Here is a 16,454-nt window from a genome sequence, read left to right on the forward strand (position 1 = left end):
CCCGATTGATCTATTTTTTTGCCAAAGGGATGCGAATCGTAACGGTCGTCCCCGCCTCAAGCTTGCTTTCGATGTGGATCGCGCCGCCATGTGCCTCCACGATTCCTTTTACGATTGATAAACCCAGGCCGGAGCCGCTCCCCGTCCCCCGCTGCCGCGCACGGTCTGCGCGAAAAAAGCGCTCAAACACAAACGGCAGATCATCCGGGTGAATCCCTGTGCCATTGTCTGCTACCTGCAGCACAAGCTGGTTTTCGCTCTTTGCAAGCGATACAATCACTTCTCCCCCAGCACCCGTGTGCCGCAGCGCATTTGCCAGCAGATTGGTCAGCACCTGTCCGATTTTTTGCAGATTCCCTACGATCCAAACCGGTTCAGGAGCGATGTCGAGCAAAAGGCGCACCTGCGCTTTGGCGAATGAAGCGCTCATGGAGCCTGCGAGCATGTTGACGGCCTGTCCCGCTTCCAGCTCCTCCATCTCCATGCCGGCTGTTCCCAGCTCCGCTTGAATCGCCTGATCCAGATCGTGAATGATTTGGCTTAACCGCAGCACCTCCGATCGCGTCGATTCGAGATGAGCGGGCGTAGCGGGCCAAATCCCGTCGATCATGCCTTCCACCTGGGCCAAAATCGTATTGAGCGGCGTTCGCAGCTCATGGGCGATATCGGAGGTGAGCTGTTTGCGCAATCGCTCCTGCGTTTCCAATGTCGCCACCAGTTGATTGAACGAATGAACCAGCTCCGACAGCTCATCAGACCCATTCGGGACTGGCACGCGCACGCGCAAATCGCCGCTCGCCGCCGCAAGCGAAGCGGTTCGGATGCGTTCCACCGGCTTGACGATCTTGCGCGCCGCCATAATGCCAATCACCCCGACGAGCAGCGAGACGAAAAGCGTCGTCCACACAAGTGCTGACGTGTGCGCAGAACGGAAATGCCCCGCCAGCTCCTCTGTCTCCGCCTGCTCATTATGCTGGATGCTGACATAGCCGACCTTCCTTCCCCCGCTTTCCACAGGCAAAAGCGAATGCGGGTCAAAGCTATGCTTCACCCCGTCGTCACGCTCGTGAAAATCGCCTAAAAAACGCTGGTCTTGGTCATACAGTTGAATATGCAGATCGAGCACGTCTGCCATTTGCTGCAGCAGCGCAAAGCTCTGTTTCTCCCATCCCTGCTCTTGCGCATGGCTCGCGGCAAGCAGGCGAACGATTTCCTGATTGTGCTTTCGGCTGACATCGTGCAAGTACGCCGAAAAGTTATCATCCATCTCTTTAATGGAAAGAAGGGTAGAAAGCATGATTCCACCCAGGCTGACCGCAAGCAGGATCAGCGCCAGCTTAAACCAGATTTTTCGCATCGCGTAAGCTCCAATCCCTCTCTTTTGCCACAGCCGCTTGGCGGCACTTTTTTCTATGATAGCAAAGAAGCGGCTCTCCCGCTCTGAATTCCGTTTGAAACCCTGGCCGCGCCAAGCTGTTTGACGGAGGCGCGGTTGCATCTGCACGAGAAAGCCGCCTCCTTAAAAGAGACGGCCGCTGCTTTACTCCCTATAGATTGCCACGCAGCGCTTGTTCGCGCTCCAGCGATTCAAACAATGCCTTGAAGTTTCCGTTGCCAAACCCGCGCGCGCCTTTTCGCTGAATGATTTCCACGAAAAGCGTAGGGCGATCAACAATCGGTTTGCTGAACAGCTGCAGCAGGTAGCCTTCATCGTCCCGGTCGACCAGGACGCGAAGCTTGCGCAACGTTTCAATATCCTCATCGATATCGCCGACCCGCTCTTTCAAATCTTCGTAATACGTATCCGGCACATGCAGGAAATCAACGCCGTTTTCGCGCAGCTTGGTGACGGTCGTCACGATGTCATTGGTGAGCAGCGCAATGTGCTGAACCCCTGGCCCTTGGTAAAAATCAAGGAACTCCTGGATTTGCGATTTGCGGCGGCCTTCTGCCGGCTCGTTGATCGGGAATTTGATCCGTCCGGTTCCGCATTGCATCACTTTGGACATCAGCGCGGAATACTCGGTCGAAATATCGTCGTCACTGAAGTTTTGGAGCGAGGTAAAGCCCATCACCTTTTCGTAGTAGGATGTCCACTCATCCATCACTTCCACGTTGCCGACCATATGGTCAATCCCGATCAGCCCTGTCGATTCCCCTTTCACCGGCGACTCGTACGCGCGGAAGCCTGGGAGAAATACACCTTTATAATCTTTGCGCTCGATCAAGGAGTGAATATTGTCACCGTACGTCGCGATCGATGCCTTTTTGACCGTACCGAACTCGTCGCTTATGACCGTCGGCTCCATCACCGGAATTGCCCCGCGCGAAACCGCTTCCTGGAACGCGCGCTCACAGTCCTCGACGCGCAGCGCGATATCCTTCACACCGTCACCATGCTTTTTGACGAATTCAGCGATGGGGCTGTCCGGCACCAATGAGCTGGTCAGCACGAAGCGGATATGATTTTGCTTCACGACGTACGAAACTTTGTCGCGGCTGCCCGTTTCCAGACCTTGGTAAGCATACGCCTCAAAGCCGAACGCTTTCGTGAAGTAGTGCATCGCCTGCTTTGCATTGCCTACATAAAACTCTGCATAGTCCCAATCTTGAATCGGAAAAAAATCTGTGCTCATGCCGATTTTGCCTCCCAATTTGGAAAATTCATGCTCATTACCATGAGATTACAATGGAAACGCTTACCCTCGCAAGAACACCGACTAACGCTTAAAAACAGTGACGCTTTTATCCTTCAACTGGGTAAAATCCCGCATGATGCATGTTTCACGTTCCCCAAAATAGCGTACGGCGCGGCGCTCATGATGGTGTCTGTATACTTTTCCATTTGAGGTAAAGACTAGTGTTCAGGAATACCCTGTTTCATTTCAACACGACATGAGAAGCCGAGGAGGTTTACCCACATGTATAACCATTATCAGTCACCTGGCTTGACCAACGAGATACAGCGTCTGATCACACAGCTGCAGCAAAACGAGCGCAATGCAGCCAACACGCTCCATGCGATCGCAAACCAGCTGCAAACACTGGCGGCTGCCGAAAACCAGTCGAATGCGATGCTCCAGCAGCTCTACAGCTTGACGGCACAGCTCAGCTTCGAGGCATCCCGGCATAATCCGTACCAACCGATGCAGCAGCCAGGCATGCCAAGCTACGAAACGGTGCGCAGCAGCGTGAACCCAACCGCTTATGCCAATGTCAACAATGCCAATGCGAGCTATGCTTCAAGCACCCCGCAGGCCGGTAACACCGCCGCAATCAGTCATTCCCTCTTGCAAAACCAGGCGACGTCTTCCAGCAATGCGGCTGCACCGGATAGCGTCCTGAATCAATCCTTTACCCAAAACTAAAAAGAAGGCAATTGCGGCTGTACAGCCAAGTCGCGGGCTATTCGCAAACACCGTCCCTCAGGCGGTGTTTTTTCCTGTAAAATGGAAGGGATGCAATCGAAAAAGGAGCGTAGAGGAGAACATGGCACATTCAGAGTGGATCACACAAGCGGCAGATGAATGGAACAAACGGGCGGCCAGCTGGCATGCGGAAAGTGCTGGCCGCTGGGAAAAGGGCAGCCGGAAAAAGATTTTGCCGCTCCTGACTACGTACGTCAAGCAAGAGGATGGTCCGTTGCTTGATGCAGGCTGCGGGGATGGTTACGCGAGTTGGAAGCTCGCTCTCCAAGGCTACACCGTGGAGGGCGTGGACCTTTCGACCGAAATGATTGAATGGGCGCAAAAACGCGTGGCAGACGGAGCCAAGCTGCATTTCCAGCAAGGGGACATTTCCTCGCTTCCGTTCGCGGACGAAACGTTTGCCGGTATTTTCTCGATCAATGTAGTTGAATTTACTCCATTCCCACTTAAAACATTGCGTGAATTCCATCGCTTGCTCCGTCGAAATGGACACCTGCTGCTTGGCATTTTGGGTCCGACTGCGGGCCCGCGCGCTTTCAGCTACCGCCGCCTGTACGACGAATCCATTATTCAGAACACCATGATGCCGTGGGAAGCCAAGCAACTGGCGGAAGAAAACGGTTTTACAACCGTAGAAATGATTCCTGTATACAAAGAGGCAATTTCCCCGGAAATGGCCGCGTCTCTCCCGGCCGATTTGCAGCAGGCGGTAAGCTTTATGACGCTGTTTGTACTGAGGAAGGCTTAGCAACTAGCCCCTTTCCTGTGCAAAAGCCCCCTCCGCACGCGATGAGTGGGAAGGGGGCTTTCGTCTCGGATTGGTTACACGCTCCGTGCTGCAGCAAACAGCAGGGCTCCGCCAACCATGCTGGCAGAGCCCTGTTTGCATGCAATGATTTGTCCGATTGATATGCTATGATTGCAAAAGCTTTTTGAATCCTTTATGCGTCGCTTCGAGGTCCTGTTTGACAACGTGCGCCTCACGCTCAAATGCCAGGACGCCATCATGCATTTGCGCCAACACTTCGTTTGCTTGCCTGGATTGTGCAGCCAAGCTGTTGGACAAGTTGCGCTGCTGCTGGATCGCTTCCACGACCTGCTGCATTTCCACGGAAACTTCCTGGAAAGAACCCGCGATCGCTTCCATTTTTCCTGCGGCATCCTGGCTGGCAGACAAGCCTTCATGAATCGCTTTGGTGCTCTTTTCGCTGTTTGCCAACGCTTCTTTTGTTTCTTCCTGGATTTTCTCGATCAGCGCAGCGATGTTTTTGGTTGAATTCGCCGTCATTTCAGCCAATTTACGCACTTCATCCGCTACTACTGCGAATCCTCTGCCCTGTTCGCCGGCACGCGCCGCTTCGATTGCGGCGTTCAACGCCAACAGGTTGGTTTGGTTCGCAATGTCGCTGATCACCTGCACGATGCTGGTGATTTCAGACGAGCGCTCTTCCAGGCGGCTCATGGAAACAGCGGTATTCGCCGATTCGCGTTCCAGCAAGGATACGACGTTCACGACGTTTTCCAGCGATTTTTTGCCGTCGAGCAGCCGGCTTGCCGATTGCTTGGAGATTTGATCCAAACGTTCGCCATGGCCCTGCAGCTTTTCCGTGACATCATCCGATTTCTGGCCCAAGCCTTGAATCGTGTCCACGACGTTTTTCAACTTGCCGGCAAGCTTCGCCAGTTCTCCATGCTTGTTGTCGACAACGCCCTGCTGCGAAATCACATGTCCCAATTTTTCGTACAATGCTGCAAGCTCATGCTCTAACGCTTGCTTTGTCGCTGCGGTTTCCTGCTGTGCGACAGCAGGCGTATCCATAACAGCTGCATGAGATGCTTCTTGGTTCCCCTTCTTCTTCCAGAACATGTCAATCCCCCTTTATTTCCCCTGCTCCTCACGATGGGTAAACAGCCGTGATTCCACAATGCCAGGATGCTGTTTCACCAGTGTCAGCAGATTTTCCAAATAATAGTAATGACCTTCCAGCATTTCCATTTCTTTGCGCTCAAATCGTTCAGCATGCAAATGCTGCTGCATTTCTAAGATGTATCGCTCCATTTTGCCATAAAAATCGTTGGCCCTCAGCATTTGCTCCACTTCCGGATAGAACTCCCCAAGCCTTTTGATCTCACTATGTACCTTTGACGCTTCGAGAATCAGCTGATAGGCGACCCGCTCATTGGAGACGGCCGCTGCCAGCTGGCTCTCCCGCTGCGCTTCGCGCAAAGCGGACAAATACGTGATAAAATGATAGATGGTGAGAAACAAGGGGCCGAGAAACAGAATGATCCCCGCTTTATAAACATGCTGATTGCTGATGTTGCTGATAAGCAGGAACAAATGAAACAGGATTGCTCCTAACCATACAAAGATGATAACCTGATGACTGACCTTTCCAGTCTCCTCCTGGCGGGAAAAGATAAAGGTCAATCCCAGCAAATAAAACGCAAGCAGCGTAAAACTAGCGGAAAACAGCGCCATTTCCATATCCTGCAGCCATGGTGCATTGGAAGGAATTTCGATAAAGAATTCGACGGCTAATACCAACAGGGAGAATAGTAGCCCAAGAACCCAAAATCGGCCAACTTCCGAGTCGACTCGACGTCGTGAGCGATACTTTTCAGCACGTGACCTACTCAATGCCAGTTCACCTCACTCCTTTCTTTCATTCGCCATTTTTCGCCATATTCCTGTCGTTTCACAATTTAATTACATAGGGGGATTTTCGATTCCATGAAAGCTTTGCCACAGCGCTTTGTCCAACGGATGGAGTCGCTTTTAGACAACCAATACGACGCCTTTCTCCATAGCTACACCCTTCCTGCCTGGCAAGGATTGCGGGTAAATCCACTAAAGCTTTCGCATGACAGCGGGCACCTGCAAGCATCCCTTCCCTTTTCGCTGACACCGGTTCCGTGGTGTCCGACCGGATTCACGTACGCGGGTGAGGAACGGCCGGGGAAGCATCCTTATCATGCCTGCGGGCTGTACTATCTGCAAGAGCCGAGCGCCATGGCTGCAGCGGAAGCGCTGGATGTGCTCCCCGGCGACACCATTCTCGATCTGTGCGCTGCGCCGGGCGGTAAATCGACACAAATTGCCGGCATGATGCAAGGCAAAGGGCTTTTGGTCACGAATGAGATTCATCCCGCCCGCGTCAAAGCGTTAGCGGAAAACATCGAGCGGTTGGGCGTCACCAATGCGATCGTGACCAATGAAACGCCGGAGCGGCTGATGGAACGGTTTCCACTGTTTTTTGACCATATTCTTGTCGACGCGCCCTGCTCGGGCGAGGGTATGTTCCGCAAGCTGCCGGAGGCCATTGAAGATTGGTCCGAGGATAAGGTCGCCGAATGCGGCCGCATGCAGCAGGACATTCTCGAAGCGGCCGCGCACATGCTGAAGCCAGGTGGTGTGCTGGTTTACTCCACCTGTACCTTTGCGCCGTTGGAAAATGAGCAATCGATCGCAAGCTTTCTTCTGCGTCATCCTGAATTTGCTATCGAATCGATCAACCATCATGCGCTCTTCTCGCCTGGGGAAGCGGATTGGGCAGCGCCACCACTGCCTGCTTTGCGCCAGACAGCCCGGCTGTGGCCACATCGGCTGCATGGGGAAGGACATTACATCGCGAGGATCAGAAAGCAGTCACAAGAAGGCATCCAGGGTATAGACGGGGATGCCCCTGTACAGGTTGCAGCGAAAAAGCAAAAAAAACCAGCCAAACCTGCTGCCGGCCTGGCAGAAGCGATTGGCCTCTGGAACGAGTTTGCACGCGAAGCGCTGCCGGGGCTGTCTCTGGCTTCAACCGATCCTTCCGCCTACATTCTGTTTGGCGAGCAGCTGTACATGCTTCCGCAAGGCTTCATCGACCTTTCCGGAATCAAAGTCGCGCGTGCCGGCTGGCATCTGGGCACCGTGAAAAAAGGCCGTTTTGAGCCGTCGCATGCGCTGGCGCTCGGCTGCCGCCCTGCCGATGCAGCGCGGACCGCCGATTTTGCAGCGTCTGATGCCGATGTTTTGCGTTACCTGAAGGGTGAGTCCTTGACTCGCTCCGGCCAAAACGGATGGACGATCGTCACCGTGGACGGATTTGCCCTGGGCTGGGGCAAGCAGGTGGACGAACAGCTGAAAAATCATTATCCAAAAGGGCTGCGCTGGCTATAGCGCCCTTTTCAAAGGAAAAACAACAAAGAGCGGTCCCACCAGTGTTCTCTGGTAGGCCGCTCTTTCTTTTCATCACACGCCAGACTAGGACAACCGGCCTTCGATAAAGCCTTCGCAAAGCTGATTGTACAAAAGTGTCGTGGATTGCATCGGGGCTATGCCCAGTTCATCTTTCAGCAACTGCGTGAACTCATTGTAATGACGCACCATGGAGAGCCGATCTCCCATCTGGGCGTACACCTTCAGCAGCATTTCATTGACATGATCGAGAAACGGATTAAGCTTGACGATTTGGCGGTAACAGGAAGCCGCTTGCGGATACTGCCCTGCTGCCACATAATAATCGGCCATCTGCATAACCAGCTTCATGTATTTTTCCTTGTAATCCTCCTGAATCGCAATCGCCCAGAGGAACCCGTCTTCTTCCAAATAATTGCCTTTGTACAGCTTGACGATCCGTTCGCACACCATGATCGTGCCCGCATTGACTTGCTCGCATGCGGACATCAGCTGCCGAAACGCATCCACATCGCAATCAATCCCGCTGCTGTTCAACCGATAGCAGCCGTTCGTATATTCCAATATTTCTTTGTAGCCGAGATCGAGCCATTTTTTGCGCAAGTTGTATACGCACGTGTGCAAGTAAGCCTTGGCTTGTTCCTGGGGTGTTTCCGGCCACAGCTCATCCAAAATTTTTTCCTTGGCGATCAGCTCGTTCCGATTGTGCACAAGGAAGGCAAGAAGCTCACGTTCCTTGGAGGTGCGCCATTTCATTCCGCTCGTTTGCTGGTCCACGATCACATCGAAGCGGCCAAAGCAGTGAACTTCCACATTCCCTGGCGTCTTTGGCACGTCTTTCTTTGGCTGCTGCCGGGCTGCCATCCGGCTGATCGTTTTTTCCAGTCTGGCCGTCGTAACGGGTTTCAGCACGTAGTCGATGGCACTGAGTTCGAACGCTTCCGTTGCGTAATAGTTATACGCGGTGACAAAGACGATATGGACATGCGGGGCGATCTCGATCATGCGCTCCGCCATCTCCAGGCCATTCATGCCTGGCATGTCGATATCCAAAAAGACGACATCCGGTTGAGAGTGGGCCAACGAATCCACTGCCTCGTACGGGTTCGTAAACGTCCCGACAATGACCACATTGGCCAATCCGTGCAGCCGTTTTTCCAACCAGGTAAGGGATGGCAATTCGTCATCCACCAGCACTGCTCGCAGCATCCAATCCCTCCTTCCTTAGTCTCATGGTCACGCTAGTCCCCTTCCCAGGGGTGCTGTTGATTTCAAGACCGCAGCCGTACATCGCCTTGAGACGGCGCTCCACATTGTACAGCCCGACACCCGTTTTGGCCCCGCGCTCCAGAGCCATGCCCACTCCATCATCTTGCACCGCGATGATGACGTGCTCGGCGGTATTTTGCACCGACACCTTTACTGTGCCGCCTTCCGCTTTTTTGGTGACGCCATGCCGTACCGCATTTTCCACAAGCGGCTGAATGATCAGCGGCGGGATCAGCATATTGAGCGTCGGATCGATTTCATAAACGATCTGCAGCCGTTCGCCGAATCTCGCTTTTTCGATGGTCAAATACGACATGACCAATTCAAGCTCTTTGCGGATGGGAATGCGCTGCTGCCGGTTTTCAAAATCAAAGCTCCCGCGCAAATAGTGGCCAAGCTCCGCCAAAAGATCCTGTGCTTCCGGCAAGCTTTTCTCGCTGACCGCCAAAATCGTGTTCAGCGTATTGAACAAAAAATGCGGCTTGATTTGCGCCTGCAAAAAGGCGATTTCCGAACCGATCCGCTCTTGCACCGATTTTTTCAGCTCGACCAGCGTGCGGATGCGCGCCTTCATTTCGCCCGCATTGACCGGCTTGCCGAGATAATCGTTTACGCCGGCAGCGAATCCGGCCAAAATATCATCCTGCCAATTGCGTGCCGTCAACATCACGACCGGCAATTCGGAGAGGGAATAGTGCTCGCGTATCCGCTTGCACAGCTCGATTCCCGATAATCCCGGCATCAGCAAATCTGTAATCACCAGATCGATCGTGTGCCGCTCCTCCAACTGCCGCAGCGCCTCTTCCCCGCTCGAAACGGCAATGACGTTGTACCGCTCCATCGTTAAAATGTTCCGCAGCACTTGCAGATTGGCGGCATCGTCGTCGACCACCAGGACGGTAAAGCCGCCGCTGTGCATCTGTGTAGCAGCTGGCAGCGGCGCCGGAATGAATGTTTCCCGTCCACTCCATTTGTTGCGCTGCTCCTCTTGCACTTCCTTGCGCCCCGCCGTGACGGGCAGCGTAAAGGTGAAAACCGAGCCTACTCCCACTTCCGAATGAACCCAGATACTGCCTCCGTGCAATTCGACAAGCCTGCGCGTGATGCTCAGCCCAAGCCCGGTGCCGCCGTACTCCCGCGCTACAGAACTTCCCGTTTGTTCAAATGAATTAAAGATCAGCTGCCAGTTTTCTTCCGGGATGCCGATCCCTGTATCGCGGACGGAAATTTCCAGCCACCCGTTTTTTTGCACAGCCGAGATGACGATCTCCCCTTCCGCCGTGAAGCGAAGCGCATTGCCCAGCAAATTGTACAAAATTTGGGTCAGCCGGTCCTCATCGGCAAACACAAGCAGCGGGGATTGCGGCAGCATGCTGATGAACCGAAGCGGTTTGGGTCCAATCAAATGCCGGAACATCTCAAAAATCACCTGAACGACCGGCTGCAACTCGACCAGTTTGCGTTTCAGTACGATCTCGTCATTTTTCAGCTTCGCCAAATCCAAAATATCGTTGACGAGATTCGCCATCCTTCTTCCTGCCGATACGATAATGGCCATGTTTTCTTCCTGCTTGTCATTCAGCTTGCCCGCTGCGCCTTCCACAAGCGATTGCGCGATGTTTACGATGCCATGTAACGGTGTTTTCAGCTCATGCGACGTATTGGCGAGGAACTCGTCCTTCAGCTTGTCCATCGCCAGCAGTTGCTCTGACAACTTTTCCACCTTGACATACGTATTCGTGAACCGCTTGGAGAGCAGCAGCACCTGCGAGCAGATCAAGAGGAGCAGCAAGACCGAATTCAACCCGACCGGAATGCTGTAGCCCAAAATGTACAGAAGGTTGGTGAAGTCGATCGCGAGGATGGAAAAGGCGCCGATCGCCATATAAACGGCTCCTTCGAGGCCCCGGATCGCCCCGACGATCATCACATATAACATGCACAGGATGCAAGAGATCCCTGTCGCAAAAAAGAGGTTTTGCAGCTGCGAAAAAATGACAACGGGCGTAAACAGCGCAATGCCCATCATCACAAGGTTGAAGAGGAGGATCGCACGCACCAGCCCTTTACGGCAAATCCCCGGAAAGGAAGCCTGGGCGTAGACCAAAATAAAATGCTGGGCACAAAGTCCGGACATGCACTGCAGCTTTGTAAACCACTCGTACGGAATGTCGGGGATCAGCACCGTGATCAACTTCTCCCCTTGTGTAAGCATGTAGATGCAGCCAAAAATCCCGAATAACCCGAAATACAGCCATGCGCGTTCCTTTCGTCTCATCATGTACAAGGCGAGGAAATAAGCTCCTGCCAGCAAAAAGCCGCTGGCGATCAAAAGCTCGGACGTCACGCTTTTTCCCCATTCCGTGATGATTTTCTTTTGGACCCCAAACATGAGGGGCTGATTGAATCCGCCTGAACTGTATTCATAGTTGGCGATCTGCACGATGATGTCCGCTTGATCACCCTGGATGGCGAAAAAACGCGTATACGGCAAATTCGCCGGTATCGTCTCCTCCCTGGTCCGTCCCGGCACGCCTTGGCTGCCGATTTCCTGGCCGTTCACAAAAACCCGGTGGGCTGTCCGAATAATCGACTGTTTGATCCCGAAAATGGTCCCTTGCTGCTTTTGCATCTTGATCCGCAGTCGAAACGTTCCGTAGCCGAATGGGGACGAATTCGGGATCGGGTAGCTTTCCCATTGTGCCGGTACAGGCATGTAGCCTGTCAGCGATGGCTTCCCTTCATCATTTCGCTGGGTAAAATCAGCGGGACCAAGCAGCTGGCTATGATAAAACTCCCATTGGCCCACAAGCTTTACATTCCCTTGTGTGGCAAAATCCCAGCCTGTTGCATCGAGCACACCGTTCACCGCTTTGGGCGGATCAATTTCGGGCCTTTGCGTGACAAAGGATAGCAGCAGCAGGCCGAATAGCATAAACAAACCGAATGTGACAATGGTGACTGTTTTAGCTGCTGGTTTGTGTTTGTATGCTCTTCTCACTGTCTTGCCCGTCGACCTTCCTGCTCCACAACTGCGAGTGAGCCTTCCCGGATATATTGAAGGATTTTGGATATCGAAATGCCTGTCGCATTGGCAACCTGCATCGCGTTTGAATTCGGATGTTTGCGCAGGTAATCCTTCACTGCACGGTAGCAAATAAATTCATCTTGCCCGCAATCCGCGCAGAAAAATTCATGCTTCTGCAGCTCATTGCCGCAATAAGGACAACCTTGGCTCATAAAAAACTCCTCTCGCCAATCGTTTCTTTCAGGTGATCTTTCATAAGTACACTGTTTTCTCTATTTTACTCGTAGTTTTCCTGATGAGAAAGTCCTATTGTTGAAAAGTGACGCAGGCTGTCGGTTTACGTCGCCTGACAGCAAAAAAAAACAACTCGATAAACGAGTTGTTAGGCATGCACAATTTCTTTTTCCGGGATCAGCATTTCAAACACATCGCCATGCTGAAGGATGGTGATTCCTTTGCGCTTGATGGACATGACAGCGACTTCCGGCTTGCTGCGCATGCGCTCGATATACTCTTCCGGCACGCTGCCCGCATCACTCACCGTAATTCCTTCCACTTCTTTCTCTTCGTATTCCCCCAAATCTACATTCAATACCTTCTCATATACATCGGAAAAAGCTTCGTAGCTGTTAGTATAGACAGTAATACATTTCATCGCCATGCTGTCTGCACGCTCCTTTCATCGGGTAGGGTGCCCATTTTCTTGGAAAATGAGCTATTTTTTTCCTCTGCCGCCGGTACCTTTTCCAAACGAGCCTCTGCCGTTCGGTCCTTTGGCATATGGATTTGGCTTGCCAGTGCCTCTGGCAGACGGCGAGCCACCGGTTTTGCCTGCCGGGCTTTTTGTCCCTGCCGCACCGGTCTTAGCTCCGCTTTTGCGCGCTGCCTTCGCTGCCTCGCGCTTTTGCTTTTGCTCATACGCCGTCTGCAGCTCCTGCACTTCCTGCTTGAGCTTCCGTTTATAGCCCGGCTTGACCGGTTTGGCTTTTTTCAGCGCTTCGAGCACGGGCGTCTCTTTTGTCTTTTGCTGTGCGGATGCCTCGCGTTTTTTCTCTTTACGCAGTTCCATGAAGTGCGATTCACGCTCTGCCGCCCGCTCTTTTCGTCCCTCATCCAGATAGCGGCCTGCACGCAGGACTTTTTCTTCAATCGTCGTTTTCGTGCTTTTCGCGATCCGCCCCAGGATATTTTTTTGACGAGGAGAAACAAGCGAGATTGCCGTCCCCGACTGTCCCGCGCGGCCCGTACGTCCGACGCGGTGGATGTAGCTTTCCATGTCATTCGGCAAATCGTAGTTGAATACATGGGTGACGCCTTCCACATCCAGACCTCTGGCCGCGATATCGGTGGCAACCAGGAACTGGAACTTCATGTTGCGGAAGTTTTTCATCAGCTGTTCCCGCTTGTTCTGGGACAAATCACCGTAAAGTCCTTCCACGCTCAATCCTTGTTCCTTGAGGTGTCCTGTCAATTGTTGCACACGCTGCTGGGTATTGGCAAAGATAATGGCCAAAAACGGCTTGGTTTGTTCGATCAAATCCATCAGCGCATCCTGCTTGTCGCTTTGGTTGACGACATAGAACACCTGCTCGATCTGCTCGACCGTTTTCTGCTTGTTCTCGATTTTGATGTGCGGCGGCTGCTGCATGAATTGCTGGGACAGCTTTTTCACATCATCCGGCATCGTAGCGGAGAAGAGCAGCACTTGCTTTTGCTGCGGGGTGCCCGACAGCACTTCCGCAACCTCATCAAGGAAACCCATCTCCAGCATTTTGTCAGCTTCATCCAGCACCAGCGTCGAAATGCGGCCGAAATGCAGAGAGCCGCGCTTCAAGTGATCGAGAATGCGGCCGGGTGTCCCGACGACAATCTGCACATTTGCCTTCAGCCGGTTAAGCTGTTTGTCGATGTCGGTTCCGCCGTGCAGCGAAAGCACGTTGACATCGAGATGTTTGCCAAGCTTTTCGATCTCGGCAGCGATCTGCACGGACAGCTCGCGGGTCGGCGTCAGGATGAGCGCCTGCACATCCTTTTTGCCCGGCACGAGCTTGTGCAAGATCGGCAGCACAAACGCCGCCGTTTTACCGGTGCCCGTCTGCGCCTGTCCGATCACATCCTTACCTTCCATAATCAGCGGGATTGCCTCGGTTTGAATCTGCGTCGGCTCTTTGTAATAAAGATCCTCCACACCTTTCAAAACCTCGGTGCGCAATCCGAATGCTGCGAATGATTTCGTCATGTAAAAACATCTTCCTTCCTGATGCTGGCCCGTTCGTCAAGACGACTGGTGCCTACTCCTTGGCCAGTTCGTAAATCGCCTGCGCATACAGGGCTGTCGCCTTGAGCAAATCTTCCACCATGATATGCTCATCCTTCTGATGCGCGGAATCAGGACGGCCCGGGAATAGCGGTCCGAATGCGACGCCAACTTTCAACGCCCGGCCATAGGTCGCTCCGCCAATCGAAAGCAATTCGGCTTCTTTTCCCGTCTGCTCCGTCCAAACGCGTGAAAGTGTCGTAATCAGCGGATGCTCCTTATCCACGAACAGTGGCCCGCGATGCTCATTGATGCGCAATGTATAGCCTGCTGGTTTCAGTTTTTCCAAAAAGCGAGGCTCCCACGCTTCGTACGGTGCGGAATGCGGGTAACGGATGTTGACCAGCATCGTCACATCGCCCTCTGCCTCATAGTGGAACACGCCCGTATTGACGGTTAGCGGACCAATTTCCTCGTCATGTGCGGCAATGCCGAGGTTTTCGCCATCATGCTGGCCATAGAAATACTGGTCCACAAAACGGGCAAAAGCCGCTCCCCGCGCATCCAGCTTGACTGTGGCGAGGAAATGGGCGAGCATGGTTCCGGCGTTGACCCCAAGCTCCGGCGTGCTGCCGTGAGCGGAGCGCCCTTCCAGCGTCAGCGTCACCTCGCCTTGCCCCACGGTCGACTCGCCCGTAAGCTTCGCTTGGGCGAGATAGTCTGCGTAGCGCGCCGCAAGCTCCTCTGCCGACAGCTTCCCACAGCGCAGAACCGCTTTGGCATGATCCGGCACCATGTTGACGCGCAAGCCCGAATCGAATGCGAGCAAGCCTGCTTCCGGCTCGCTTTCTTCCGCCACGCCGAGCTGCTGCCAGTCCGCCAGCGTCTGGCTTACCTCGAGATCGGTCATGCCTTTTTCCGCGTAGATGATCGGGAAGTCCGCATCCGGTGTAAAGGCGACCGTCGGCATTTCTTCCGTTTGGAAATAGCGATCCACACAGCGCCATGACGTCTCCTCATCGGTGCCGAAAATCAGCCGAACGCGCTTGCCGAGCGGAAGCCCCAGCTCCTTGACGATTTTGGCGGCAAAAATCGCGGCCATCGTCGGGCCCTTGTCATCGATGGCGCCGCGCGCAATCAGCTTGCCATCCACAATCCGGCCTTCATACGGCGGTACGCTCCAGCCGTCTCCCTCCGGAACGACATCCACATGGCTCAAAATCCCGACCAGTTCGTCTCCCGCGCCGAATTCGGCATGGCCGGCGTATCCCTCGACATCCTTGATTTCCATGCCCGCTTCCTTGCACACATCGAGCACGTAATCCAATGCTTTGCGGATTTCGCTGCCGAACGGCGCTCCAGCGGAAGCTGTCGAAAAATCCAGCACGCTTTTGATTTGCAAAAATTTCTGTGTCGCCAGCAGCAGCTCATCCTGCCGCTTGCTTACCTCTTCTTGCCAGTTGATCACCGGTTGGCTCATCCTCTCAGTCCTTCCCCTCGAATGGCGTAGGTTCAACATTCACTTGCTCCGCATCCTCATCGTCGTCTGCATCCAGATCAAGCTCGACCAAGCCGATTAAGGAATCGACCTCCAGCTCTTCCTTGCGGGTGAACGCCACCTGCGCTTCCTTGATCTCTTCGCGGATATTGTTCATTTCGTTATCCAGCTTGTAGGATGCCTTGGCCGCCTCGATCAGCCGCTGGCGAATGTCGCTCGGAATGACGCCTTCGTATTTGTAGTTCAGCGAGTGTTCAATGGTCGCCCAAAAGTTCATCCCAAGCGTCCTGATCTGGATTTCCACCGGGATGGTCAGTTGGCCGCGCGCCGTCATCAGCGGGTATTCCACCGACAGATGATAGCCTCGGTAGCCGCTTTCCTTCGGCTTGCTGACATAGTCTTTCTCCAAAAAGACGGTCATGTCTTTTCGCTGGCGGATCATTTCCGTCACGACCGCAATATCATCGATGAACTGGCACATCACACGAATGCCCGCGATGTCTCGCAGTTCCCAGGCGATCTGCTCATTGATTGGCACTTGCAAGCGCTTCGCCTTATTGTAAATGCTGGCAAGCGATTTGACCCTTCCGGTGACGAATTCAATGGGTGTATGTTCATCGCGCTTTTTCAGCTCATTGCGCAAGTTTTTGAATTTTACCTTTAACTCTTCCACAGCCTGCTCAAATGGAAGCAAATAGTTGTCCCAATCGATTTTTTGCACGTTGCGTACCCTCCGCAGCTAGGTTCCTTCCCTTATGATTCAACATTCTCGCAAGAATATCCTGCAA

The 16,454-nt window shown here is 53.5% G+C and carries 14 protein-coding genes; 3 read left to right on the forward strand and 11 right to left on the reverse strand.

From position 1 onward, the window contains the following. Positions 1 to 10 precede the first annotated feature (10 nt). Together ACTID9_RS20765 and hppD are read right to left on the reverse strand one after the other, a co-directional pair. Positions 11 to 1,357 carry a sensor histidine kinase gene (locus tag ACTID9_RS20765; protein ID WP_441066782.1) on the reverse strand — a complete coding sequence of 449 codons (1,347 nt, stop codon included), beginning with the start codon at positions 1,355 to 1,357 and terminating at the stop codon, positions 11 to 13. Positions 1,358 to 1,547: 190 nt separating this feature from the next. Further along, complete coding sequence (gene hppD, locus ACTID9_RS20770; RefSeq protein WP_441066783.1) at positions 1,548 to 2,636, reverse strand: 4-hydroxyphenylpyruvate dioxygenase; 1,089 nt, start codon at positions 2,634 to 2,636, stop codon at positions 1,548 to 1,550. A gap of 285 nt (positions 2,637 to 2,921) precedes the next feature. On the opposite strand from hppD, the gene ACTID9_RS20775 reads away from it, so the two are divergent. Beyond that, positions 2,922 to 3,368 (forward strand): hypothetical protein, encoded by a 447-nt coding sequence (locus tag ACTID9_RS20775; protein ID WP_441066784.1) that lies wholly within the window; start codon positions 2,922 to 2,924, stop codon positions 3,366 to 3,368. 121 nt (positions 3,369 to 3,489) lie between these two features. After that, positions 3,490 to 4,176, forward strand: a complete 687-nt coding sequence (locus ACTID9_RS20780) for a class I SAM-dependent methyltransferase (protein WP_441066785.1) — start codon at positions 3,490 to 3,492, stop codon at positions 4,174 to 4,176. 165 nt (positions 4,177 to 4,341) lie between these two features. Here the strand turns inward: ACTID9_RS20780 and ACTID9_RS20785 are convergent, their stop codons facing one another. Together ACTID9_RS20785 and ACTID9_RS20790 are read right to left on the reverse strand one after the other, a co-directional pair. Continuing rightward, positions 4,342 to 5,295 (reverse strand): methyl-accepting chemotaxis protein, encoded by a 954-nt coding sequence (locus ACTID9_RS20785; RefSeq protein WP_441066786.1) that lies wholly within the window; start codon positions 5,293 to 5,295, stop codon positions 4,342 to 4,344. Between the two features lie 12 nt (positions 5,296 to 5,307). Next, positions 5,308 to 6,069 (reverse strand): hypothetical protein, encoded by a 762-nt coding sequence (locus ACTID9_RS20790; RefSeq protein WP_441066787.1) that lies wholly within the window; start codon positions 6,067 to 6,069, stop codon positions 5,308 to 5,310. Between the two features lie 93 nt (positions 6,070 to 6,162). On the opposite strand from ACTID9_RS20790, the gene ACTID9_RS20795 reads away from it, so the two are divergent. After that, positions 6,163 to 7,596 (forward strand): RsmF rRNA methyltransferase first C-terminal domain-containing protein, encoded by a 1,434-nt coding sequence (locus tag ACTID9_RS20795; protein WP_441066788.1) that lies wholly within the window; start codon positions 6,163 to 6,165, stop codon positions 7,594 to 7,596. Between the two features lie 84 nt (positions 7,597 to 7,680). Here ACTID9_RS20795 and ACTID9_RS20800 read toward each other — a convergent pair whose 3' ends face one another. The 7 genes from ACTID9_RS20800 to ACTID9_RS20830 all read right to left on the reverse strand — a co-directional run bounded on the left by ACTID9_RS20800 (position 7,681) and on the right by ACTID9_RS20830 (position 16,387). Further along, positions 7,681 to 8,823 (reverse strand): response regulator, encoded by a 1,143-nt coding sequence (locus ACTID9_RS20800; RefSeq protein WP_441066789.1) that lies wholly within the window; start codon positions 8,821 to 8,823, stop codon positions 7,681 to 7,683. Then, a complete protein-coding gene (locus tag ACTID9_RS20805) occupies positions 8,798 to 11,884 on the reverse strand; it encodes an ATP-binding protein (protein ID WP_441066790.1) in 3,087 nt (1,028 codons plus the stop codon). The genes ACTID9_RS20800 and ACTID9_RS20805 overlap by 26 nt, the downstream gene beginning before the upstream one ends. Continuing rightward, the gene (locus ACTID9_RS20810) at positions 11,881 to 12,123 is read right to left on the reverse strand and encodes a hypothetical protein (RefSeq protein WP_441066791.1); all 243 of its coding nucleotides are present in this window, start codon (positions 12,121 to 12,123) and stop codon (positions 11,881 to 11,883) included. Before ACTID9_RS20810 ends, ACTID9_RS20805 begins: the two co-directional genes overlap by 4 nt. Positions 12,124 to 12,293: 170 nt before the next feature. Further along, positions 12,294 to 12,566 carry an NAD/NADP transhydrogenase alpha subunit gene (locus ACTID9_RS20815; protein ID WP_122919218.1) on the reverse strand — a complete coding sequence of 91 codons (273 nt, stop codon included), beginning with the start codon at positions 12,564 to 12,566 and terminating at the stop codon, positions 12,294 to 12,296. 60 nt (positions 12,567 to 12,626) lie between these two features. Continuing rightward, positions 12,627 to 14,150 (reverse strand): DEAD/DEAH box helicase, encoded by a 1,524-nt coding sequence (locus ACTID9_RS20820; protein ID WP_441066792.1) that lies wholly within the window; start codon positions 14,148 to 14,150, stop codon positions 12,627 to 12,629. A 52-nt stretch (positions 14,151 to 14,202) separates the two neighbouring features. Then, on the reverse strand, positions 14,203 to 15,648 hold the full coding sequence (gene pepV / locus ACTID9_RS20825) for a dipeptidase PepV (RefSeq protein ID WP_441066793.1): 1,446 nt from the start codon (positions 15,646 to 15,648) through the stop codon (positions 14,203 to 14,205). 4 nt (positions 15,649 to 15,652) lie between these two features. After that, on the reverse strand, positions 15,653 to 16,387 hold the full coding sequence (locus ACTID9_RS20830; protein ID WP_441066794.1) for a GTP pyrophosphokinase: 735 nt from the start codon (positions 16,385 to 16,387) through the stop codon (positions 15,653 to 15,655). Between the last annotated feature and the right edge of the window lie 67 nt (positions 16,388 to 16,454).

This window comes from Brevibacillus fluminis (genome assembly GCF_052072235.1).
In the GTDB taxonomy this organism is placed as follows: domain Bacteria; phylum Bacillota; class Bacilli; order Brevibacillales; family Brevibacillaceae; genus Brevibacillus_D; species Brevibacillus_D fluminis_A.